Source organism: Microbacterium sp. ZXX196, assembly GCF_009709595.1.
Classification (GTDB): Bacteria; Actinomycetota; Actinomycetes; order Actinomycetales; family Microbacteriaceae; genus Microbacterium; species Microbacterium excoecariae.
On sequence record NZ_WMEE01000006.1, the window covers coordinates 99,570 to 120,389 of the forward strand.

Annotated in this window: 17 protein-coding genes and 2 pseudogenes; 7 read left to right on the plus strand and 12 right to left on the minus strand. The window is 70.3% G+C overall.

The genetic code is table 11. The features are described 5' to 3' along the window. Positions 1-83: 83 nt before the first annotated feature. Positions 84-596: pseudogene (locus GJQ66_RS07550) on the minus strand (chromate transporter); the annotation flags it as partial. A 39-nt stretch (positions 597-635) separates the two neighbouring features. After that, a pseudogene (locus GJQ66_RS07555) lies at positions 636-1,813 on the minus strand (IS3 family transposase). Between the two features lie 328 nt (positions 1,814-2,141). Between GJQ66_RS07555 and GJQ66_RS14670 the strand changes: the two are divergent. Continuing rightward, the gene (locus tag GJQ66_RS14670; protein WP_230379423.1) at positions 2,142-2,528 is read left to right on the plus strand and encodes a hypothetical protein; all 387 of its coding nucleotides are present in this window, start codon (positions 2,142-2,144) and stop codon (positions 2,526-2,528) included. Between the two features lie 9 nt (positions 2,529-2,537). After that, on the plus strand, positions 2,538-3,383 hold the full coding sequence (locus tag GJQ66_RS07565; protein WP_155048719.1) for a hypothetical protein: 846 nt from the start codon (positions 2,538-2,540) through the stop codon (positions 3,381-3,383). Positions 3,384-3,387: 4 nt separating this feature from the next. On the opposite strand, the gene GJQ66_RS07570 is transcribed toward GJQ66_RS07565, so the two are convergent. The 4 genes from GJQ66_RS07570 to zapE form a co-directional block, all read right to left on the minus strand. Further along, positions 3,388-3,810: a hypothetical protein gene (locus tag GJQ66_RS07570; RefSeq protein ID WP_155048720.1), complete on the minus strand. Its 423-nt coding sequence runs from the start codon at positions 3,808-3,810 to the stop codon at positions 3,388-3,390. 20 nt (positions 3,811-3,830) lie between these two features. After that, positions 3,831-4,319 carry a type II toxin-antitoxin system PemK/MazF family toxin gene (locus GJQ66_RS07575; protein WP_155048721.1) on the minus strand — a complete coding sequence of 163 codons (489 nt, stop codon included), beginning with the start codon at positions 4,317-4,319 and terminating at the stop codon, positions 3,831-3,833. Positions 4,320-4,407: 88 nt separating this feature from the next. After that, entirely contained in the window at positions 4,408-5,652 is a 1,245-nt protein-coding gene (locus tag GJQ66_RS07580) for an ammonium transporter (RefSeq protein WP_155048722.1), read from the minus strand. 208 nt (positions 5,653-5,860) lie between these two features. After that, entirely contained in the window at positions 5,861-6,907 is a 1,047-nt protein-coding gene (zapE, locus tag GJQ66_RS07585; RefSeq protein ID WP_155048723.1) for a cell division protein ZapE, read from the minus strand. A 59-nt stretch (positions 6,908-6,966) separates the two neighbouring features. On the opposite strand from zapE, the gene GJQ66_RS07590 reads away from it, so the two are divergent. Continuing rightward, positions 6,967-7,410: a SufE family protein gene (locus GJQ66_RS07590; protein ID WP_155048724.1), complete on the plus strand. Its 444-nt coding sequence runs from the start codon at positions 6,967-6,969 to the stop codon at positions 7,408-7,410. Here the strand turns inward: GJQ66_RS07590 and GJQ66_RS07595 are convergent. Next, a complete protein-coding gene (locus tag GJQ66_RS07595; protein ID WP_368732785.1) occupies positions 7,407-8,606 on the minus strand; it encodes an alpha/beta hydrolase family protein in 1,200 nt (399 codons plus the stop codon). The genes GJQ66_RS07590 and GJQ66_RS07595 overlap by 4 nt on opposite strands. A 46-nt stretch (positions 8,607-8,652) precedes the next feature. Here GJQ66_RS07595 and GJQ66_RS07600 point away from each other — a divergent pair, with 46 nt between their 5' ends. From GJQ66_RS07600 to GJQ66_RS07615, 4 genes are all read left to right on the plus strand, one after another. Further along, positions 8,653-9,204 carry a DUF3000 domain-containing protein gene (locus tag GJQ66_RS07600; RefSeq protein WP_368732793.1) on the plus strand — a complete coding sequence of 184 codons (552 nt, stop codon included), beginning with the start codon at positions 8,653-8,655 and terminating at the stop codon, positions 9,202-9,204. Positions 9,205-9,228: 24 nt separating this feature from the next. Further along, positions 9,229-10,479, plus strand: a complete 1,251-nt coding sequence (locus GJQ66_RS07605; RefSeq protein ID WP_155048725.1) for an HRDC domain-containing protein — start codon at positions 9,229-9,231, stop codon at positions 10,477-10,479. Between the two features lie 77 nt (positions 10,480-10,556). Then, on the plus strand, positions 10,557-11,768 hold the full coding sequence (locus GJQ66_RS07610; protein ID WP_368732786.1) for an acetyl-CoA C-acyltransferase: 1,212 nt from the start codon (positions 10,557-10,559) through the stop codon (positions 11,766-11,768). An 8-nt stretch (positions 11,769-11,776) separates the two neighbouring features. Beyond that, entirely contained in the window at positions 11,777-13,915 is a 2,139-nt protein-coding gene (locus tag GJQ66_RS07615) for a 3-hydroxyacyl-CoA dehydrogenase NAD-binding domain-containing protein (RefSeq protein WP_155048776.1), read from the plus strand. Positions 13,916-13,972: 57 nt separating this feature from the next. On the opposite strand, the gene dxs is transcribed toward GJQ66_RS07615, so the two are convergent. The 5 genes from dxs to dut form a co-directional block, all read right to left on the minus strand. Then, positions 13,973-15,925, minus strand: a complete 1,953-nt coding sequence (gene dxs / locus GJQ66_RS07620; protein WP_155048726.1) for a 1-deoxy-D-xylulose-5-phosphate synthase — start codon at positions 15,923-15,925, stop codon at positions 13,973-13,975. A gap of 93 nt (positions 15,926-16,018) precedes the next feature. Beyond that, on the minus strand, positions 16,019-18,826 hold the full coding sequence (gene acnA / locus GJQ66_RS07625; RefSeq protein ID WP_368732787.1) for an aconitate hydratase AcnA: 2,808 nt from the start codon (positions 18,824-18,826) through the stop codon (positions 16,019-16,021). A gap of 178 nt (positions 18,827-19,004) precedes the next feature. Beyond that, positions 19,005-19,751, minus strand: a complete 747-nt coding sequence (locus GJQ66_RS07630) for a DUF3159 domain-containing protein (protein WP_155048777.1) — start codon at positions 19,749-19,751, stop codon at positions 19,005-19,007. Then, on the minus strand, positions 19,751-20,344 hold the full coding sequence (locus GJQ66_RS07635) for a DUF3710 domain-containing protein (RefSeq protein ID WP_155048728.1): 594 nt from the start codon (positions 20,342-20,344) through the stop codon (positions 19,751-19,753). Before GJQ66_RS07635 ends, GJQ66_RS07630 begins: the two co-directional genes overlap by 1 nt. Next, positions 20,337-20,813, minus strand: a complete 477-nt coding sequence (gene dut / locus GJQ66_RS07640) for a dUTP diphosphatase (RefSeq protein ID WP_368732788.1) — start codon at positions 20,811-20,813, stop codon at positions 20,337-20,339. The genes GJQ66_RS07635 and dut overlap by 8 nt, the downstream gene beginning before the upstream one ends. Positions 20,814-20,820 lie beyond the last annotated feature (7 nt).

A 20,820-nucleotide genomic window follows, 5' to 3' on the forward strand; every position in this document is an offset into this window, starting at 1 on the left:
TGCAAGGTTCCCAGATCGCGGGCGTCGGCGCATCGCAGGTGGGCCTTGCCTCAGCATGCTTCGGTCTCGGCCGAGGGCGTGGTTCAGAGCAGCAGCGCCCCCAGCCCAGCAGCTCCCCGCACCACCGCCCAGGCGGGAGCCTTCCACGCGGTCAGTGCGACGAATGCCACTGCGACGATTACGAGAGAGTGCGGTCCGGTGACGCCCTCGTTGAACACCGAATCGTACAGGGCCGCCGCGAGCAGGCCGACGACTCCCGCATTCACGCCCTTCAGCGCTCGCTGCACCCTCGGGGCTCGGCGCAGCCGATTCCAGAGCGGCAGTACGCCGATGATGAGGAGGGCCGAGGGGAGGAAGATCGCGACGAGGGCGATCGATGCTCCGAGCGCCCCCGAGGGGCCGCTCGTCGTGACCGCGCCAAGGAAAGCGGAGAACGTGAACAACGGACCAGGCACCGCCTGCGCGGCTCCGTACCCGGCCAGGAACGCGCCGGGCTCTACGAGCCCTGTCTGCACCGTCTCCGCCTGCAGGAGCGGCAGCACGACATGGCCGCCCCCGAACACGAACGAGCCCGCACGGTAGAAGAGGTCGAACAGACTGAAGGGCGTGAGGAACGAACTGGTGACAGGTTCGGTTTAGGCCGCGAGTGTGAGCGGCTCGGCTAGCTTGGCTTCGAACTCGATCGGGGTCAACCCGCCGAGGGTGTCCTGTGCTCGTTGCCGGTGGTACGTCCGCTCGATCCAGACCACGAGAGCCAGACGCAGCTCTTGCCGGGTGGCCCACCGCTGCTGGTTGAGGACGTTCGTTTGAAGAAGCGACCAGAAGCTCTCCATCGCCGCGTTGTCCCCGGCGGCGCCGACGCGGCCTATCGATCCGACCATGTCGTGACGGCGGAGCTCACGGGCCATCGCTCTGCCGCGAAATTGGCTGCCCCTATCGGCGTGAAGGATGCACCCGGCGACCTCACCGCGGCGCGCGGCAGCATTTTGAACGGCGTCGACGGCGAGTTTCGCGGTCATCCGATCCGAGATCGAGTAGCCGACGATCCGGTTGGAGAAGACGTCTTTGATCGCACAGCAGTAGAGCTTGCCTTCGCTCGTCCAATGCTCCGTGATATCCGTGAGCCAGACCCGGTTCGGGGCATCGGCGCGGAACACGCGTTGCACGTGATCGTCGAACACGGGCGGCCCTGCCTTCCTTCCCTTTCCTCGCCGGCGGCGTTGCGCGGACGAGAGGATCCCCCATAGCGAGCACAGCTTCCACGCCGTTCGCCGGCTCATCCGCCACCCGGCTCGGCGGGCTTCGTCGGCGAGGTATCGGTAGCCGAACGTCGGGTCGTCGTGATGCGCGTCGTGCAGCGCGTTGATCCGATACGCGCGGAGCACGTCCGCGTCCCGCACGGGATCGTTGCGCCACCGGTAGTAGGGCTGGCGGGCGAGCTTGAGGACCCGGCACGACACCGTCACGGGAATCCCCGCATCGGCGAGCTCAGACACGAGCGGGTACGTCATTTTGGGGAGCCACCGAGTTTCAGATTCGCCTGCGACAGATACGCCGCCGCACGACGCAGGACCTCGTTCTCCTGCTCGAGCAAACGGATCCGCTTCTTCAACTCCCGCGCCTCCGCCGCGTCAGCGGCAGTCTGACCGGGACGGTTGCCGTCTTCGACATCAGCCTGGCGGAGCCAGTTCTGCAGAGTCGCTTCGCTGATACCGAAGTCAGTGGCGATCTGTTTGATGTTGACGCCGCTCTCGCGGCGACGAGCGACCGCGACGACGTCCTCACGGAACTCTCTGGGATAAGGACCGGGCATGATGACATCCTCCCCGCCAGCGCCTCCCGGCACTAACGATCAGTTGTCACCAATCCGTTCCTCACGCCCTTTGAGCCATCCCAAGTGATCGCACCACTCGACCCCTGGAGTCGGAAACGGTAGGCTCCGAGGAGCGATGGTCGTGGTCGTAGAAGCCCCGCGACCTGCGCAAAGACAGGGTTTTCAGGTGTGGGCAGGGGTTCTCAAACTCTCTACGGAGGTCCACCGCTTCAGGCCCCGCCCGGCATCCGCCGGCCGGGGCCTTTCGCGTGGTGCGCGGACGGGCGGCGAGCGGGCAAGCTGTTCTCATGTATATCGGGGACACACCGTGGCGGCGCTCACCATCGGATCCGAGTTCGAGACGCCGGCCCGCGCCGCGCACCTGAGCCCCCGGAAGTTCAACCGTCACACGTTCTGGTGCGGGCAGGGCGGGAGCGGCAAGACCGATGCGCTCGGCGTCGTGCCCGATCTCGGCGGCTTCGACCATCCCGCCGAGCCCCAGGTGGCCGCGCTCGCCGTCCTCGAGCGCCTCTGGGCGCGCCGGGCGGAGCGCAAGCCGATCCTCATCGTGATCGACGAGGCGCACAACCTCTGCCCGCCGAATCCCCGCACCGAGGTCGAGCGCGCTCACGCAGCAGCTCGTTCAGATCGCCGCCGCGACCCGTTGCCGAATCGTGAGTCGCTCCGCGCCGCTGGCCCGGTGCGCGACCGATAGCGTCGATGCATGCGCAACCTCCTTCTCGGTAGCGTCGTCGTCATCATCCTCGGGCTCGCGGGCTGCGCCACCCCGGCGGGTCCGTCGGCACAGGCCTCGGCCACACCGGAAACGTCCCCCTCCGGTTCCCCGGTCGCCGCCCCGTCTCGCTCGGCCACGGCGGATCCGGTGGACGCGGGCGCGATCGAGCCGGCCGCGGTCGATTCCCGCGGGATCCCCGAGGAATGGCCGATCGCCGTCCCCGACGTCGATGCCGATTTCACCGAGGTCTGGACCGACGACACCGGCGCGCTCGCGCGGATCATTCTCTTCACGCCGCAGGCGACGTTGGCGGACGCCGAGACGTGGATCGAGTCCGTCGCCGCGGAGTGGGGCGTCGAGTGGACACGGCCGTTCGAGGGCCACGTGGAGGCGGTGCTCGGCGCCGTCGGGCAGGAGTACGACATGCATGCGAGCGCGGGCGAATACAGCGACGGAATGTACTTCGTGCTCCGTACGCGCGCTGCGTGGGAGCACGTCCTCGGCGTCCCCCTGCGCGCCGAGGCGCTCCCGGCCGGCTGGGACGCGCCGCTGCCCGCGGGCGATCTCACGCTGCGCGCGTGGTGGACCGTCCGCGCGGCGGGCGACAGGTCGTCCTCCTACGTCGCGACCTTTCAGGTCAGCGACCAGAGGGAAATCTACGACCTCGGCGCCTGGGCGCATTCTCTGGACAGCTGGTCCGTCGTCGAGGAGGACGTGACGGACACGAGCTACACGGGCAAGCTGCAGCGGGGCGATGGCGCGACGTACGAGGTCGACGCCCACGGATACACGGATTCGTCGTGGCCGAGCCTGCGGTTCACGCCGGGGGCATGAGCCCTCAGCGGCGCCCGAGGGCGTCGGCGTAGAGCGCCGGGAGCACGATGTTCGCCGGGGCGTGGGCGAACATCGCCGCGATGCTCCCGGGCGCGTGCTCCCCCAGCCCCACGGGGGTGAGTAGAAAGACTGTGGACGGCTCCCGGCGCGCCTGGGCGAGGAGCCCGCGCACGCTCTCGGCGAGGGCGTACCAGCCGTGGCCGGCGTCGAGGGCGTACGCGCGGCCCGTCCGCCCGGCGCGGACCTCGGGGTCCGCGCCGAAGCGCTCTCGCGCGATGACGGCCGCGCGGCCGTCCTCCCCGGCGCCGTAGACGAGGATCTCGTGGGGCTCGAGCCCGGACACGACCGCGGGGGTGCGCATAGCGCGCAGGAGCCGATCGCGCGCCTCGGTGTCGAGCCGCGCCATCATCGCCGAAAAGATGTCCATGCGTATCCCTTCCGCAGGGCCTACCGGCCGCGCCCCGCGGTCGCGCTCCACCCGTAGCGTCGTTGAAGCTCCCGCGCCACGAGGACGAACCGGTCGAGATCGAGCGCCGCCGCCTCCCGGCGCACCGCGGAATCGGGCACGCGGTACAGCTGATCGACGTCGACCCACGAAGTCCGGCCGCGAGCGTCCCATCCTCCGGATCCGACGGGAACGAATTCGCGGTTGCCGTCCCGGTCGCGGCTCGTGAGCTTGACGGCATACACCGCGTCGCCGCCCGCGCGCGCGATCACCAGGACGGGACGGTCCTTCCCGCGGCCATCGTTCTCGGCGTACGGGACCCAGGTCCACACGATCTCGCCCGCGTCCGCGCGCCCGTCCACCCGCGGCGCGTACGCGAGCCGCAGGCTCCGCACGCGGCGCGGATCCACCTCCGTCGTGCGCCCACGACCTCGGCGGAAGATTGCGCGCGCCCCGCGAACGAACGACCGGAGGAGGGAGGAATGCGCCATGTGATCAGCCTAGGGGCCCAAACAAAGGCTTCGGGGCGCCGCCTTGTGCAGGAGACGCCCCGAAGGGTGCTGTGTGTGAGGGTGTGGGTTAGCGCTGCTCGGTGAGCGCGTAGCCCTCTTCGCCGTGCACCGCGGTGTCGACGCCGGCGAGCTCGTCCTCGTTCTTGATGCGGAAGCCGACGGTCTTCTGGATGACGAATCCGAGGATCGCCGCGACGACGAACGAGTAGAGGAGGACAGCGACCGCGGAGATCACCTGGATGACGAGCTGCTCCACGCCGCCGCCCGTGAACAGGCCCGTGTCGATGGCGAAGAAGCCCAGGTAGATCGTTCCGATGAGGCCGCCGACGAGGTGGACGCCGACCACGTCGAGCGAGTCGTCGTAGCCCAGCTTCCACTTGAGCTCGATCGCGAGGGCGCAGAGCGCACCGGTGACGATTCCGAGAACGATCGCCCAGATCGGCTCGAGGTTCGCGCAGGCCGGGGTGATGGCGACGAGACCCGCGACGGCGCCCGAAGCGGCACCGATCGACGTGGCCTTACCGTCCTTCAGCTTCTCCACGATGATCCAGCCGAGGATCGCCGCGGCCGGGCACACGAGGGTGTTGACGATGATCAGGCCGGTTTGGAGGTTGCCCTCCTCGCCGAGCGGCGCGAAGGTCAGGCCCGCGTTGAAGCCGAACCAGCCGAACCACAGGATCGACGCGCCGAGCATGACGAGCGGGACGTTGTGGGGCTTCTGGATGCCCTTCTGGAAGCCGACGCGCTTGCCGAGGACGAGCGCGAGGGCCAGCGCCGCGGCACCCGCGTTGATGTGGACCGCGGTTCCACCGGCCCAGTCAATGACCTCCACGCCGGCGTCCGGGAACATCGTGCTGCCGAGGTTGAAGATCCAGCCACCGCCCCAGACCCAGGCGGCGACGGGGAAGTACACGAGGGTGGCCCACACGCCGGCGAAGACCATCCAGGCGCCGAACTTGGCGCGGTCGGCGATGGCGCCGGAGATCAGCGCGACCGTGATGATCGCGAAGGTGGCACCGAAGGCGATGCCGATCGTCGCCTCTCCGGTCGGGTCATCGGCAATCGTGTTCGACAGGGCGAAGTCGCCGAACGGGTTGCCGGCGAAGCTCCAAATGCTGCCGACGGCGCTCATGCTGGCGCCGTAGAGCACCCAGAGCACGGCCACGAGGCCGAGGGCGCCGAAACTCATCATCATCATGCTGACGACGCTCTTCGCCTTGACGAGGCCGCCGTAGAAGAAGGCGACGCCGGGCGTCATGAAGAGCACGAGCGCGGTGGCGATCATCAGCCACGCGAGGTTGCCGCTATCCATGGGATTCCTAACGGTTCGGGTAACGAGGGAACCCGGTGAGCTCGGGTCGATGTGGTGCGCTCGACCGGATGTCCCCATGGTGTCCGGGCAGGATTTCGCCCGACGACCGCGGCGCGTTACGAACAGGTTGCGGGATCCGCCCTCGTGTAAACCCTGTGTTTCGTCGACCTGAGAGGTGGGAATGCGTCCCGCATGAAGATGGCGGACGTCAGGCGTGCGTCGAGGCGACGAGGCGCGAGATGGCGCGCAGGTACTTCTTTCGGTACCCGCCGCCCAGCATCTCCTCCGCGAACACGCGATCCAGGGGGACGCCGGTCGCGACCAGCGGGAGCTGCGCGTCGTAGACGCGATCGACGAAGGCCACGAACCGGAGGGCTTCCGATTGATCCGTCAGGGTGCGCACGTCGCGCAGTCCGATGGCCTCGACGCCCTCGATGAGCCGGATGTACCGCGACGGGTGCACGCGCGCAAGGTGCGCGACGAGTCCCGCAAAGGAGTCGTCCGATGCCGTGCCGCCGTGCGAGGCCGAGGCGAGGGCGGCGGCGTAGTCGGCCTCCGACTCGGCCTTCGCGCCCTCCTCGAGCGAGCGCTGGCGGTAGTCGACGCCATCGATGCGGATCGTCTGAAAGCTCGACGACATCGTCTGAATCTCGCGGAGAAAGTCCTGCGCGGCGAAGCGGCCCTCGCCGAGCGCGTTCGGTGGGGTGTTGCTCGTGGCCGCGAGCCGGGTCCCCGTGCGCACGAGCTCGCCCAGCAGGCGGGTCATGACCATGGTGTCACCCGGATCATCGAGCTCGAACTCATCGATGCAAATCAGCGCCGTCCCCCGGAGCAGGTCGACCGTGTTCTGGTAGCCCAGGGCGCCCACGAGCGCGGTGTACTCGATGAACGAGCCGAAGAGCTTCCGCCGGGCCGGAACGGCGTGATAGATCGCCGCGAGGAGGTGGGTCTTGCCGACGCCGAACCCGCCGTCGAGGTACACTCCCGGGAGCATCGGCTCGTCCGCCGGCTGGCGCTTCTTGCGCCCGAAGCCGAACAGGCCCGCGCGCGGCGCGGCGATCTGGCCCGCCGCGAAACGCTGCAGGAGCTCCTTCGATTCCTGCTGCGACGGATGGGCCGGATCCGCCCGGTACGTCTCGAACGTCGCGCCCTCGAACTGGGGTGGGGGCGTCAGGCTCGCGAGCATCTCCTCGCCCGTGAGCTGCGGGTCGCGCTCGGCGAGGTGGACGATCGTGGCGGCGGGGGCGGAAGTCATCCGTCCCAGGATAGTCGGGGCGCACGCCGGACGTTCGCCTCCCCCGTATCGTGGGGACGATGACCTCTCCGCCCGCCGTTCCCCGCGCGCTCGCCGAGCTGCGCGACGAGCTTCTCGCGCTCGAGGAGCCCGACCGCCTCGCGCTCCTCGTGGAGATCGGAGAGGAGCTTCCCGAGGTGCCCGCGCGGATCCGCGAATCCCCGGCGGCGCTCGAGCGCGTGTCCGAGTGCCAGTCCCCCGTGTTCATCGCGGTGGAGGCGGACGGCGCGGGCGCCGTCGTCCTCCACGCCGTCGCGCCCGCGTCGGCGCCCACGACCCGCGGCTTCGCCAGCCTGCTGGCGCAGGGCGTGGCGGGCGCGAGCCCCGCCGAAGTGCTGGCGATCCCCGCGGACTTTCCGCGCACCCTGGGTCTCGACCGGGCCGTGTCGCCGCTCAGAATCGCGGGAATGACGGGCCTGCTCGCCCGTACGCAGCGACAAGTGCGCGCGGCGTTTCGCCCCTAGGCCGACGGTCGCGAGAGGCCCCGGGCCGACAGCCAGTCCGCGATGTGCGCGGACCAGCCCTGCTCGTCGAAGTTCCACAGCTTGGTGTGGCGGGCCGTTTCGTACGAGACGAGCTCGACGAGGTCGGGCCTCGCATCTGCAAGCGCCCGCGAGGCGCCCGAGGGGACGAATCCATCGTCGTCGCTGTGCAGCAGGAGGATGGGGTGGGTCAGCTCGGGCGCGCGGCGCACGACGTCGAGATCGTTGAGGGAGATCGCGTTCCCCGATCGCACCACCCGCGACCACGAGGGCAGGGTGAGTTGGCGAAGCGCGATGTGCGTGAGGGGCACGGGGAGTCGGAGCGCGCGCGCCTGATAGTCGAGGACGAGCCGCCAGTCCACGACGGGCGAATCGAGGATGACCCCCGCGACGCGATCGGCGCGCGGGGAGTTCAGGACCGTCTGCAACACGATCGCGCCCCCCATCGACCAGCCCATCAGCACGACGCGTTCCGCGCCGTGCGCGAGGGCGAAGCGAATCGAGGCGTCAATGTCGCGCCATTCGGTGGCCCCGAGGCCGTATCGACCCGATCCGGAGCGGGGCGCCTCGGAATCGTTCCGGTACGACACCGCGAGCGTCGTGAGGCCGGCCGCCCGGTAGACGGGCACGGCACGCAACACTTCGGAGCGCGTCGTGCCGCGGCCGTGCACGGCGATCGCCCAGGTGTCCGACCCGCCCTCCGCGGGAAACAGCCACGCGGGGCACGCGCCGACGGGCGCGTCGACCACGACGTCCTCGTACGGGAGGTGGAGCTGTTCCGGCACCGTGAAATACCAGCCGCTGAAGGTTGCGTCGCGGCCGATCTCGTCCCCGTCCGCGACGTGGGTCAAGAGCTTCCGCGTCACCGACGTCGGCGTCGAGGTGAGCACGGCCCCCAGCTGCAGGTAGGTGAGCGCGCCGTTGACGAACAACCCGTATCGCCCGGGGAGGACCGTGTCGGGCGTCCGACCGAGCGTGATCGTCTGCGCGCCCCGGTCGATCGAGAGGACCTCCGTGTCCGCGATGCGACGCGTGAGTGGCGTGACCGCTTTCCGCGCAATCGCGAATGCGGCCGCGGTGCCGCCGACGACGATGCCGAGCGCGGCCGCCGCCGCGATGCTCAGCACCTCGAGCGCGCGCGCTCGTGGCGGCGCGGCGTGCCTGGATCCCCTGACCACGTTCCCAGCCTAGTCTGAGCGCGTGGGCGAGGACGAGACGGGTGGCGTGTTCGCCGCCGCTGCGGAGTCTCTTCGCCGTGTACGGTTTCGGCCCGATCTGGCCGTGGCGGAGATCCCCGCGCCGCGCGGCATCGCCCCCGAGGCGATTGCCTTCGCGGCGGACGTCCGGCCGGACGCTCACGGCGATTCCTCCGGCGGCACCGGGCGCTTCGTCCTCCTGCACGATCCCGACGAGCCCCCGGGTTGGGACGGCCCCTGGCGGATCGTCGCCTTCGCCCAGGCGCCGCTGGAGACCGAGATCGGCACGGACCCGCTGCTCGCGGATGTCGCGTGGTCCTGGCTCGGCGACGCGCTCGAGGCGCACGGCGCCGATCACCGGCAGCGTTCAGGCACGGCGACAAAGACGGTGTCGCGGGGATTCGGCTCCCTCGCCGCCGACGGGGATGGCGCCCAGATCGAGGTCCGCGCATCCTGGAGCCCCACCGCGCCCATGCCGGCGCACCTCGACGCCTGGGCGGAATTCGTCTGCATGCTTGCGGGTCTCCCGCCCGGATCCGAAGGAATCGCACTCCTGCACCCGGGCCCCCGCCGCGGATAATCGCGCGGCGGCGGTCCTGAGAAGATGGGACCGAGCACTCGGAGCGCCCAAGGGCGCACCGCCCGATCGAGGAGAACAGTCATCGCCTATCGCGTCATCGACACCGTCGCCGGCCTGGAGGCCGCGTGCGCCGCTCTGCAGTCCGGCACGGGCCCGGTCGCCGTGGACGTGGAGCGTGCCTCCGGGTTCCGCTACAGCGCCAAGGCGTACCTCGTCCAGGTCTTTCGGCGCGGGGCGGGTGTCTTCCTGTTTGACCCGCCCGCGATCGGCGACATGTCGCCGCTGCAGCGGGCCATCGGGGACGCCGAGTGGGTGTTTCACGCCGCGAGCCAGGACCTGCCGTCGCTGGGCGAGCTCGGGCTCACGCCTCCCACCCTCTTCGACACGGAGCTGTCGGCCAGGCTCCTCGGCTGGCCGCGGGTCGGTCTCGGCGCCGTCGTGGAGCGCACGCTGGGGATCGTTCTCAAGAAGGAGCACTCGGCGGCCGACTGGTCGACGCGGCCGCTGCCGCAGGACTGGTTGGAGTACGCCGCACTCGACGTGGAGCACCTCGTCGACGTGCGCGACATCGTGGCCGAGGAGCTCGACGCGACCGGCAAGCGCGAGTGGGCCGAAGAGGAGTTCGAGGAGGTCCGCACGCGCGCCCCGAAGCCGCCAGCCGCCGAGCCGTGGCGCCGCGTCACGGGCGTCTCCCGCCTGCGCGGGCGCCGCAACCTCGCGATCGCGCGCGCGCTGTGGCTCGCGCGGGATCGGGTCGCGCGGGAGCGGGACCTGGCGCCGGGGCGCCTCTTCCCCGACCGTTCCCTTCTCGCGGCTGTCGCCGCGCAGCCGTCGTCGCAGGGGGCGCTCTCCGGCGTGAAGGCGTTCACGGGGCGGGCGAGCCGCACCGACCTAGCCGTGTGGTGGGCGGCCTTCGAGGAGGGGCGGACCACGACCGATCTTCCGGCGGAGCGCGTCCCGAGCGACGCGCTCCCGCCCGTGAAGGCGTGGGCGGGGCGGCGCCCCGAGGCGGACGCGCGCCTCAAGACCGCTCGCCCGGCCGTCGAGGCCCACGCCGAGTTCCTGTCGATCCCGACGGAAAACCTCCTCACCCCCGAGCTCCTGCGCCGCGTTTCGTGGGAGCCGCCGCAAGAGGTCTCCGCGGAGGCGATCGCCGCCGCGCTCATGGCGTTGGGGGCGCGGCCATGGCAGGTCGCGCAGACTGCCCCGGTCATCGCGCGAGCCTTTGTGCGAGCGGCGCAAGCCGACACGGACGCGTCCGAGGCGGGTTCGTAGGAACACCCCAATCACTTCGCCTCCGGGATGTGGGAACGCCATAGGCTGGCGACGCACACCAAACTTCAGGAGGCAAAGTGGCCCAGCTGACGGATGTCTATTTCGTCGACGGCGTACGCACCCCGTTCGGGCGCGCCGGCGAGAAGGGCATGTACGCGCAGACCCGCGCGGATGACCTGGTCGTGGGAGCCCTGATCGGGCTCATGGAGCGCAACGCCCAAGTTCCGCCGGATCGCATCGACGACGTCGCGATCTCCGCAACGTCGCAGACCGGCGACCAGGGGCTGACCCTCGGGCGTACCGCCGCGATGCTCGCCGGGCTGCCCCAGTCCGTGCCCGGTCTCGCGATCGAGCGCATGTGCGCCGGTGCGATGACGGCCGTGACGACGATGGGCGCCTCGATCGGGTACGGCATGTATGACCTGGCGATCGCGGGCGGCGTGGAGCACATGGGGCGCCACCCCATCGGCTCGAACGCGGATCCGAACCCGCGGTTCGTCGCCGAGCGGCTCGTGGATCCGCAGGCCCTCAACATGGGCGTCACGGCGGAACGGCTGCACGACCGCTTCCCGCAGCTCACGAAGGAGCGCGCCGATCGGTTCGGCATGCAGAGCCAGCAGAAGGTCCAGGCCGCCTACGACGTCGGCCATATCCAACCCGACCTCATTCCGGTCGCCGTCACGGACGCAAGCGGCGCCCAGGGCCTCGCCACCGTGGACGAGGGGCGTCGCCCCGGCACGACCATGGCGGACCTGGCCGGCCTCAAGACGCCGTTCCGACCGCACGGCCGGGTCACGGCGGGGACGTCGTCGCCGCTGACGGACGGCGCGACCGTGAGCCTGCTCGCCGGCGCGGACACCGTCAAGGAGCTCGGCCTGCGCCCCAAGATGAAGATGGTGTCGTTCGGCTTCAGCGGCGTGCAGCCCGAGGTTATGGGCATCGGGCCGATCCCCTCGACCGAAAAGGCCCTCGCGAAGGCGGGCCTCACGATCGATGACATCGGCCTGTTCGAGCTCAACGAGGCCTTCGCGGTGCAGGTGCTGAGCTTCCTGGACCACTTCGGCATCGCGGACGACGACCCGCGCGTCAATCCGTGGGGCGGCGCGATCGCCCTCGGTCACCCGCTCGCGGCAAGCGGCGTGCGCCTCATGATCCAGCTCGCGGCGCAGTTCTCGCTGCGCCCCGACGTTCGCTACGGCCTGACGGCGATGTGCGTGGGGCTGGGCCAGGGCGGAAGCGTGGTGTGGGAGAACCCTCACTACACCGGCAAGAAGGCGAAGAGGAAGTGACCGGCGAGATGACCGACTACGACGCGATCGACTTTTCCGGCCTGGAGGCCGCCTCGGCGGACGAGGTCGTTACGCACGCCCTGGTGCGCGACGTTCCGCTCGCCAGCGGCCGCACGCTTGCTCTCATCACGCTCCACAACGGCCTCGACCACAAGCGCCCGAACACGATCGGGCCGCTCACGCTGCGCGAGCTGCACGATACGCTCGGCGGGCTCCGCGAGCGCGCCGAGCGCGGCGAGATTGACGCGGTCGGCATCACGGGCAAGCCGTACATCTTCGCGGCCGGCGCCGATCTCTCGCAGATCCAGGCGCTGACGGATCCCGAGAACGCCCTCCGGATCGCGCAGCGCGGACACCAGGTGCTCGGTCAGCTCGGCGCGCTGCCCGTTCCGACCTTCGCGTTCGTCAACGGGCTGGCGCTCGGCGGCGGCGTCGAGATCGCGCTGAACGCGACCTATCGCACGATCGACGCGTCTGCCGCGGCAATCGGCCTCCCCGAGGTCTTCCTCGGGATTATCCCGGGGTGGGGCGGCTCGACGCTCCTCCCGAACCTCATCGGGATCGAAAACGCGCTCGAGGTCGTCGTGTCCAACCCGTTGAAGCAGAACCGCACGCTGAAGCCGCAGCAGGCCGCGGACATGGGGATGTTCGACGCCATCTTCTCCCCCGCCCGCTTCCTGGAGGATTCGCTGGCCTGGGCCGACGGTGTCCTGGGCGGCGACATCGTCGTGGAGCGGCCGCACGCGCCCGGCCGCATCGAGCGCGCCACGAAGTGGCCGATCGCGATCCGCGTTGCGCGCTCCACTCTGGAGCAGCGCATCGGGCTCGTCCCCCGCTCCCCGTACCGCGCGCTCGAGCTGCTGGAGAAGGCCGCGAAGGGCACGATCCAGGAGGGATTCCAGCGGGAGGACGAGGCGCTCGCCGACCTCATCACGGGCGATCAGTTCGCCGCCTCGATGTACGCGTTCGACCTCGTGCAAAAGCGCGCCAAGCGCCCCGTGGGCGCACCGGACAGTGCCCTCGCGCGCCCGGTCACGCGCGTCGGCGTCATCGGCGCGGGGCTCATGGCGAGCCAGTTCGCGCTGCTGTTCCTGCGGCGCCTTCAGGTCCCCGTGATCATCACGGACGTGTCAGCCGAGCGCGTCGAGCGCGGGCTCGCAGGCATCCGGGACGAGATCGCGGCGCTGCAGACGAAGGGGCGGCTCGACGAGGACACGGCCAATCGCCTCCGCTCCCTCATCTCCGGCACCGTCGACACGGCGGACTTCGCGGGGTGCGACTTCGTCATCGAGGCTGTGTTCGAGGAGACGACGGTCAAGCAGCAGGTCTTCCGCGACGTCGAGCGCCACCTCGACCCCGAGGCCATTCTCGCGACGAACACCTCCTCGCTGTCCGTGGAGGAGATCGGGAGCGTGCTCGCGCACCCCGAGCGGCTCGTGGGCTTCCACTTCTTCAACCCGGTCGCCGTGATGCCTCTGGTGGAGATCGTGCACACCCCCCGCACCAGCTCGGCCGCGCTGTCGACCGCGTTCGTCACGGCGAAGGCGCTGAAGAAGAACGCGATCGGATCCGCCGACAGACCGGGCTTCATCGTCAACCGACTCCTCGCCAAGGTCATGGGCGAGGCGGCGCGCGCCGTCGACAAGGGCACGCCGCTGTCGGAGGTCGAGAGGGCCTTCGCCCCGCTCGGGCTGCCCATGGGTCCGTTCGAGCTCATCGACCTCGTCGGGTGGAAGGTCGCGGCGCACGTCCAGGACACGATGGCCCGGCACTTCCCCGATCGGTTCCACGCGTCCGAGAACCTGCACCGCGTCGCGGATGTGTCGGATCCGCTGGAGCGCGACCGGAAGGGCCGCGTGACGGGATGGTCGAAGGCCGCCCGGCAGGTGGTGCGCACCGCGTCGACGCCCGCGCCGGCCGAGGAGATCCTCCGCCGCGTGCAGGACGAGCTGGCGCGCGAGATTCGGATCATGCTCGACGAGGGGGTCGTGCCGGAAGTGCAGGACATCGACCTCGCCCTCATCCTCGGGGCCGGCTGGCCCTTCATCGACGGGGGTGCGACGCCCTACCTGGACCGCACGGGGGCTTCGGAGCGCGCGGCCGGGGGAACGTTCCACACGCCGCCGATCCGCGGGTTGCGCGGCTGAGGCATCGCGCGAGGGGGCGGGAACCGGTCGCGGTTCCCGCCCCCTCGCGCGTGGGTGTTAGCGGCCCGAGCCCCCCTGCGACGGAGCCTCCACGCGCGGGTCGCGCGCGCGGACGTCCTGGCGGGCAACGGGGACGCGCGTGCCGAGGACCTGCGCCACGACGTCCTGGGCGATCCGCGCGGGCGTGAGGCCCGCGTCCTCGAGGACCTGGTCGCGCGAGGCGTGGTCGATGAACGCATCGGGCAGGCCCAGCTCGTCGACGGCGGTGTCGACGCCGGCCTCGCGGAGCACCTGGCGGATCCGCGTGCCGATGCCGCCGACGCGGATCCCGTCTTCGAGCGTGATGACGAGGCGATGGCGCGCGGCGAGGTCGACGAGCGACGAGGCCACCGGGACGGCCCAGCGGGGGTCGACGACCGTCGCCCCGATTCCCTGCGCGCGCAGGCGCGCGGCCACATCCAGTGCGAGGTGCGCGAACGGGCCGATGCCGACGAGGAGCACGTCCTCCGCGCCATCCCGCGCGAGCACGTCGAGGCCGTCGGCGGTGCGCTCCAGGGCCGGGATCGACTCCGGCACCTCACCCTTCGGGAAACGCACGACCGTCGGCGCATCCGCGACGGCGACGGCCTCGTCCAGGGCCTCGCGCAGCCGCTCGGCGTCGCGCGGGGCCGCGATCCGCACGTGGGGAACGATGTGGAGCAGCGCCAGGTCCCACATGCCGTGGTGGCTCGGACCGTCGGGCCCCGTCACGCCCGATCGATCGAGGACGAACGTCACCCCCGCGCCGTGGAGGGCCACGTCCATGAGGACCTGATCGAAGGCGCGGTTGACGAACGTCGAGTACAGCGCCACGACGGGGTGCAGGCCCCCGTATGCGAGGCCCGCCGCGGACGCGACGGCGTGCTGCTCGGCGATGCCCACGTCGTACACCCGCTCGGGGAACCGCTCCGCGAACGGCGCGAGCCCCGTGGGGCGCAGCATGGCCGCCGTCATGGCGATGACGTCTTCGCGGCGCTCGCCGATCTCGACGAGGCGCTCCGCGAACACGTCGGTCCACCCGACGCCGGTGGAGCCCAGCGCCTCCCCCGTGACGGGATCGATCTTGCCCACCGCGTGGAACTGGTCGGCCTCGTCGAGGCGGGCCGGGTCGTATCCGCGCCCCTTCTCGGTGATGGCGTGCACGATGACGGGCGCGCTGTACGACTTCGCGAGCTCGAGCGTCTCGATGAGCGTCGGGATGTCGTGCCCGTCGACGGGGCCGAGGTACTTGATGTCGAGCTGCGCGTAGAGCGCGGAGTTGTTCGTCAGCCGCGACAGGAAGCCGTGGGTGCCCCCGCGGACGCCGCGATACAGTGCGCGCCCCGCTTTGCCGAGCCGCCGCGCGAGCTTGCCGGACTTCGCGTCGAGGTCGCGGTAGGTCGCCGCGGTGCGCACGCGGTTGAGGTACCGCGCCATGCCGCCGATCGTAGGGGCGTACGACCGCCCGTTGTCGTTGACGACGATGACGAGATTGCGGTCGTTGTCGTCGGTGATGTTGTTGAGGGCCTCCCACGTCATCCCGCCCGTGAGCGCACCGTCGCCGACGACGGCGACGACGTGCCGATCGCCTCGGCCCGTGCGCGAGAACGCGCGCGAGATCCCGTCGGCCCAGCTGAGCGAGCTCGACGCGTGGGACGACTCGACGACGTCGTGCGGACTCTCCGCGCGCTGCGGGTACCCGGCGAGGCCGCCGCGCGCGCGCAGGCCGGCGAAGTCCTTGCGGCCCGTGAGCAGCTTGTGCACGTACGACTGGTGCCCCGTGTCCCACACGATGGGATCCGACGGGGAATCGAGCACGCGATGCAGCGCGATCGTCAGCTCGACGACGCCGAGGTTGGGTCCGAGGTGCCCGCCGGTGCGCGCCACGTTCTCGATCAGGAACGTGCGCACCTCGGCCGCGAGGTCGCGCAGTTCGCGCGGAGACAGGCGCGCGAGGTCGTCCGGGCCGTCGATCCCATCCAGCAGACTCATGCCTCGACACTACGCGTTCGCGCTGGGAGATACAGCGAACGCCGCGGCCGGGCGCCCTTTCGGGGCCCGGCCGCGGCGCAATGCGGGTGTGGCTTAGACGAGGCTCCGCAGCACGTACTGCAAGATGCCGCCGTTGCGGTAGTAGTCCGCCTCGCCGGGGGTGTCGATGCGCACGACCGCGTCGAACTCGATCGTCTGCTTGCCCGCGGGCGAGTGCTCGCTCGGCTGCGCCGTCACGCGCACCGTCTTCGGCGTGACGCCCTCGTTCAGCTGCGCGAGGCCCGCGATCGAGAAGACCTCGGTGCCGTCCAGCCCGAGCGACTCGATCGACTGCCCCTCGGGGAACTGCAGCGGCACGACGCCCATCCCGATGAGGTTCGAACGGTGGATGCGCTCGAAGCTCTCCGTGATGACGGCCTTGACGCCCAGGAGGCTCGTGCCCTTGGCTGCCCAGTCGCGCGAGGACCCGGATCCGTACTCCTTGCCGCCGAGGATGACGAGCGGCGTCTCCTCGCGGGCGTAGTTCTGGGCCGCGTCGTAGATGAACGACTGCGGGCCGCCCTCCTGCGTGAAGTCGCGCGTGAACCCCCCCTCGACGCCGTCGAGGAGCTGGTTCTTGAGACGGATGTTGGCGAACGTGCCGCGGATCATCACCTCGTGGTTTCCGCGACGGGACCCGTACGAGTTGAAGTCCTTGCGGTCGATGCCGTGCTCGGTCAGGTACTGACCAGCGGGGCTGTCGGCCTTGATCGCGCCGGCCGGCGAGATGTGGTCGGTCGTGACCGAGTCGCCGAGCTTCGCGAGCACGCGGGCTCCCTCGATGTCGGCCACCGGCGTGAGGTCCAGCGTCATGCCGTCGAAGTACGGAGGCTTCCGCACGTACGTCGACTCCTCCGCCCACTCGAACGTGGAACCGGTCGGCGTCGGCAGGCTCTTCCAGCGCTCGTCGCCCTCGAACACGCCGGCGTACTGGCGGTCGAACATCTCGGTGTTGATCGACGAGTCGATCGTCGCCTGCACCTCGTCGGCCGACGGCCAGATGTCCTTGAGGAACACCTCGTTGCCGTCCTGGTCCGTGCCGAGCGCGTCGTTGTCGAAGTCGAAGTTCATCGATCCGGCCAGCGCGTACGCGATCACGAGCGGCGGCGACGCGAGATAGTTCATCTTGACGTCGGGGTTAATGCGCCCCTCGAAGTTGCGGTTACCCGAGAGCACCGCGGTCACGGCGAGGTCGTTGTCGTTGATCGCCTGGGAGACCTCTTCGATCAGCGGACCCGAGTTGCCGATGCACGTGGTGCAGCCGTAGCCGACGGTGTAGAAGCCGAGGGCCTCGAGGTCGTCGTTGAGGCCGGCCTTCTCGTAGTAGTCCGTGACCACCTTGGAACCGGGCGCCATCGTCGTCTTGACCCAGGGCTTCGAGGTGAGGCCCTTCTGCGCCGCGTTGCGCGCGAGCAGGCCCGCCGCGAGCATGACCGACGGGTTCGACGTGTTCGTGCACGACGTAATGGCGGCGATCGTCACGGCGCCGTGGTCGAGCGTGTAGTCACCGCTCGGGCCGGACACCTTGCTCGGCTTGGAGATGTTCGCCGGTGCCGACGCCACGAACGGCACGTGCTCCACGTGCTCCTCGTCGCTCTCGGGGGTCAGCGCGGGGGCGTCGGACGCGGGGAAGGACTCCGCGACAGCCTCGTCGACGTTCGTCGACGCGACCGCGTAGTTCGCGAGGTCCACGCCGAACTGCTCCTTGGCGTGGGTGAGCTCGATGCGGTCCTGCGGACGCTTCGGGCCGGCGATCGACGGAACGACCGTCGACAGGTCGAGCTCGAGGTACTCGCTGAATGTGGGCTCGACCGACGGGTCGTGCCACATGTGCTGCTCCTTGGCGTACGCCTCGACGAGCGCGAGCTGCTCGTCGCTGCGGCCCGTCAGGCGCAGGTAGTCGATCGTGACGTCGTCGACGGGGAACATGGCGGCGGTCGAGCCGAACTCGGGGCTCATGTTGCCGATCGTGGCGCGGTTCGCGAGCGGCACCTGGGCCACGCCGTCTCCGTAGAACTCGACGAACTTACCGACGACGCCGTGCTGGCGGAGCATGTCGGTGATCGTGAGCACGACGTCGGTCGCGGTCACGCCCATCGGGATCTCCCCCGTGAGCTTGAAGCCCACGACCTTGGGGATGAGCATCGAGACGGGCTGACCGAGCATCGCGGCCTCGGCCTCGATGCCGCCGACGCCCCACCCGAGCACGCCGAGGCCGTTGACCATCGTCGTGTGCGAGTCGGTGCCGACGCAGGTGTCGGGGTAGGCCTGCAGAGCGCCGCCCACCTCGCGCGTGAAGGTCGTGCGCGCCAGGTACTCGATATTGACCTGGTGGACGATGCCCGTTCCGGGCGGGACGACCTTGAAGTCGTCGAACGCGGTCTGGCCCCAGCGTAGGAACTGGTAGCGCTCGCCGTTGCGCTCGTACTCGATCTCCGTGTTGCGCTCGAAGGCGTCGGCACGGCCGAAGAGATCGGCGATCACCGAGTGGTCGATGACCATCTCGGCGGGCGCGAGCGGGTTGATCTTGTTGGGGTCGCCGCCGAGCGTGGCGACGGCCTCACGCATGGTCGCCAGGTCGACGATGCAGGGAACGCCCGTGAAGTCCTGCATCACGACGCGCGCGGGCGTGAACTGGATCTCCGTGTCGGGATCCGCCTGAGCGTCCCAGGAGCCGAGCGCACGGATCTGCCCGTCCGTGACGTTCGCGCCGTCCTCCGTGCGCAGGAGGTTCTCAAGGAGAACCTTGAGGCTGTACGGAAGCTTCTCGTAGCCCTCGACCGCGTCAATGCGGTAGATCTCGTAGTCGGTATTCCCGACCTTCAGGGTGCTCTTGGCACCGAAGCTGTTCACCGTGGACACGGTTGTCTCCTCCTGGTCGACCGCGGCATTGCGCCTCCCATATTGCTCCCCCCTCGCGCGCACGGCTACCAAGGCCGTCCTAACACGAGAGCGCGGGGAGACGGTTCGGGCCCGTCGGCGCAATTTATCTTGATGTCAAGATAAATCGTACACGACGGGCCTAGGCCGTTCGGCCGCCTCACGCGGTGGGCGTGTCGGCGCGCGCCCCTCCCCCGGCGCGCGGATACAGCGCGCGCACGGACAGCCAGGTCACCGCGACGAGCGGCGCGAACAGCGGGATCCCCATCACGAGCTTCACCATGCCGAGGGTCTGGACGTCGACGCCCGCGAGCCACATCGGGAACTGCACCGCGAAGCGACCGAAGAACAGGGCCGCCCACATGATCGCGAGCCACCGGAACGCGCGGCGCTTGCGGCGATCGCGTCGCCACGCCGTGCCCTCGTCCATGAGGAATCCCACCGCGAGGCCGATGAGCGACCAGCGCGCGAGCGCGGAGATGAGGAACGCGGATCCGTAGAGGATGTTCGTCACGAAGCCCGGGATGAAGTTGTCCTCGGCGCGGCCTGTGAACAGGACGAGCGCGCCCGCGACGCCGACGGCGATGAGGCCGCCGAGCGCGGCGGACGGCGACTGCCGCTGCGCGAGCCGAATGAGGGTGAAGACGGCCGCCGCGCCGACGGAGCATACGACGGCGAGCCAGAGCTGATCGCGCCACACCGTCAAGCTGACGAGGAACACCACGAGCGGCACGACGGACTCGAAAATACCCCGCACCCCTCCCATCGCCGCCCACACGACGTGGCCCGTCGACGCGGACGTCGCCGGGTCCAGGCCCGCGCGGCGCGCCGCACCGCCGAGAGCCGCGCTGATCGCGGACGCTGCCGAGGGCTCGTCCTCCGGGCGCTCCGGCTCCGCTTGGCGCATCACGAACCGGGCGTCGACGGCATCGAGAGCGGGATCAGGTCGCGCGGCGGCATCGGGGATCCGCCGCGAACGACGACGATAGAGCGGAACAGGTCCTCCACCTCGGCCGCCGCCTGGGGGTCGCTCGCGGCCTTCCCGCCGATCACGCCGCGCAGGAACCAGCGGGGGCCGTCCACGCCGACGAAGCGCGCCAGGCGACGCCCGGATCCTTCGGCCGGGCTCACGGGAACCTCGGCGAGGAGCTCCGGCCCGAGGCCACCCTCGCGCTCCTCGACGCGCCCGCCCTGCTGGGACACCTGCGCGCGGATCTGGTCGCGAGTCTCGTGCCACAGGCCGGCCGAGCGCGGTGCGGCGAATGGCTGCACCTGCAGGGTGGAGTCGGCGTAGTCGAGCCCGACCGCGACGATGCGCTGGGTCTTCTCCTCGACCTCGAGACGCAGGTTCAGACCCTCGCGCGGAAGGATCTTGATCCCGCCCAGGTCGATGTAGGGACGAACCGGGTTCGCCTCCGACTCGTCGAACGGGCCCGACTGCGGGCGGTCCTCGGGGGCCGACTTGCGTGCGGACGGAAGCTCCGCGGGGGAATCAGTCATGGGGTGTCGTCTTCTCTGTCGTGTCGTGTGCGCGCGCGGCGTAGCCGGAGGATCCGAAGCCGCCGACGCCGCGCGAGGAATCGTCGAGGTCGTGCACGGGGTGGAACATCGCGCGCGCGACGGGCATCACGACCAGCTGCGCGATGCGGTCTCCCACCGCGATCTCGTACGGCGCGTCGGGGTCGGTGTTGATGAGCGCCACCATGACCTCGCCGCGGTAGCCCGCGTCGACCACGCCGGGCGCGTTGACCACCGTGACGCCGTGGCGGGCGGCGAGCCCGCTGCGCGGCATGACGAAGGCGGCGAAGCCGTCGGGCACGGCGACGCGCACGCCCGTCGACACGAGCGCCCGCGAGCCCGGAGTGAGCGTGAGGCCCTCCGCCGCCACGAGGTCCGCCCCGGCATCGCCCGGGTGGGCGTATCGGGGAATCTCGGATGCGACAATGGGAACGTCTACACAATCACTCACGCATCGA

Coding starts and splice junctions, on each gene's coding strand:
- GJQ66_RS07565 (WP_155048719.1), top strand. CDS start 2,538: ATGCGCAACCTCCTTCTCGGTAGCGTCGTCGTCATCATCCTCGGGCTC.
- GJQ66_RS07570 (WP_155048720.1), bottom strand. CDS start 3,810: ATGGACATCTTTTCGGCGATGATGGCGCGGCTCGACACCGAGGCGCGC.
- GJQ66_RS07575 (WP_155048721.1), bottom strand. CDS start 4,319: ATGGCGCATTCCTCCCTCCTCCGGTCGTTCGTTCGCGGGGCGCGCGCA.
- GJQ66_RS07580 (WP_155048722.1), bottom strand. CDS start 5,652: ATGGATAGCGGCAACCTCGCGTGGCTGATGATCGCCACCGCGCTCGTG.
- zapE (WP_155048723.1), bottom strand. CDS start 6,907: ATGACTTCCGCCCCCGCCGCCACGATCGTCCACCTCGCCGAGCGCGAC.
- GJQ66_RS07590 (WP_155048724.1), top strand. CDS start 6,967: ATGACCTCTCCGCCCGCCGTTCCCCGCGCGCTCGCCGAGCTGCGCGAC.
- GJQ66_RS07605 (WP_155048725.1), top strand. CDS start 9,229: ATGGGACCGAGCACTCGGAGCGCCCAAGGGCGCACCGCCCGATCGAGG.
- GJQ66_RS07615 (WP_155048776.1), top strand. CDS start 11,777: ATGACCGACTACGACGCGATCGACTTTTCCGGCCTGGAGGCCGCCTCG.
- dxs (WP_155048726.1), bottom strand. CDS start 15,925: ATGAGTCTGCTGGATGGGATCGACGGCCCGGACGACCTCGCGCGCCTG.
- GJQ66_RS07630 (WP_155048777.1), bottom strand. CDS start 19,751: ATGCGCCAAGCGGAGCCGGAGCGCCCGGAGGACGAGCCCTCGGCAGCG.
- GJQ66_RS07635 (WP_155048728.1), bottom strand. CDS start 20,344: ATGACTGATTCCCCCGCGGAGCTTCCGTCCGCACGCAAGTCGGCCCCC.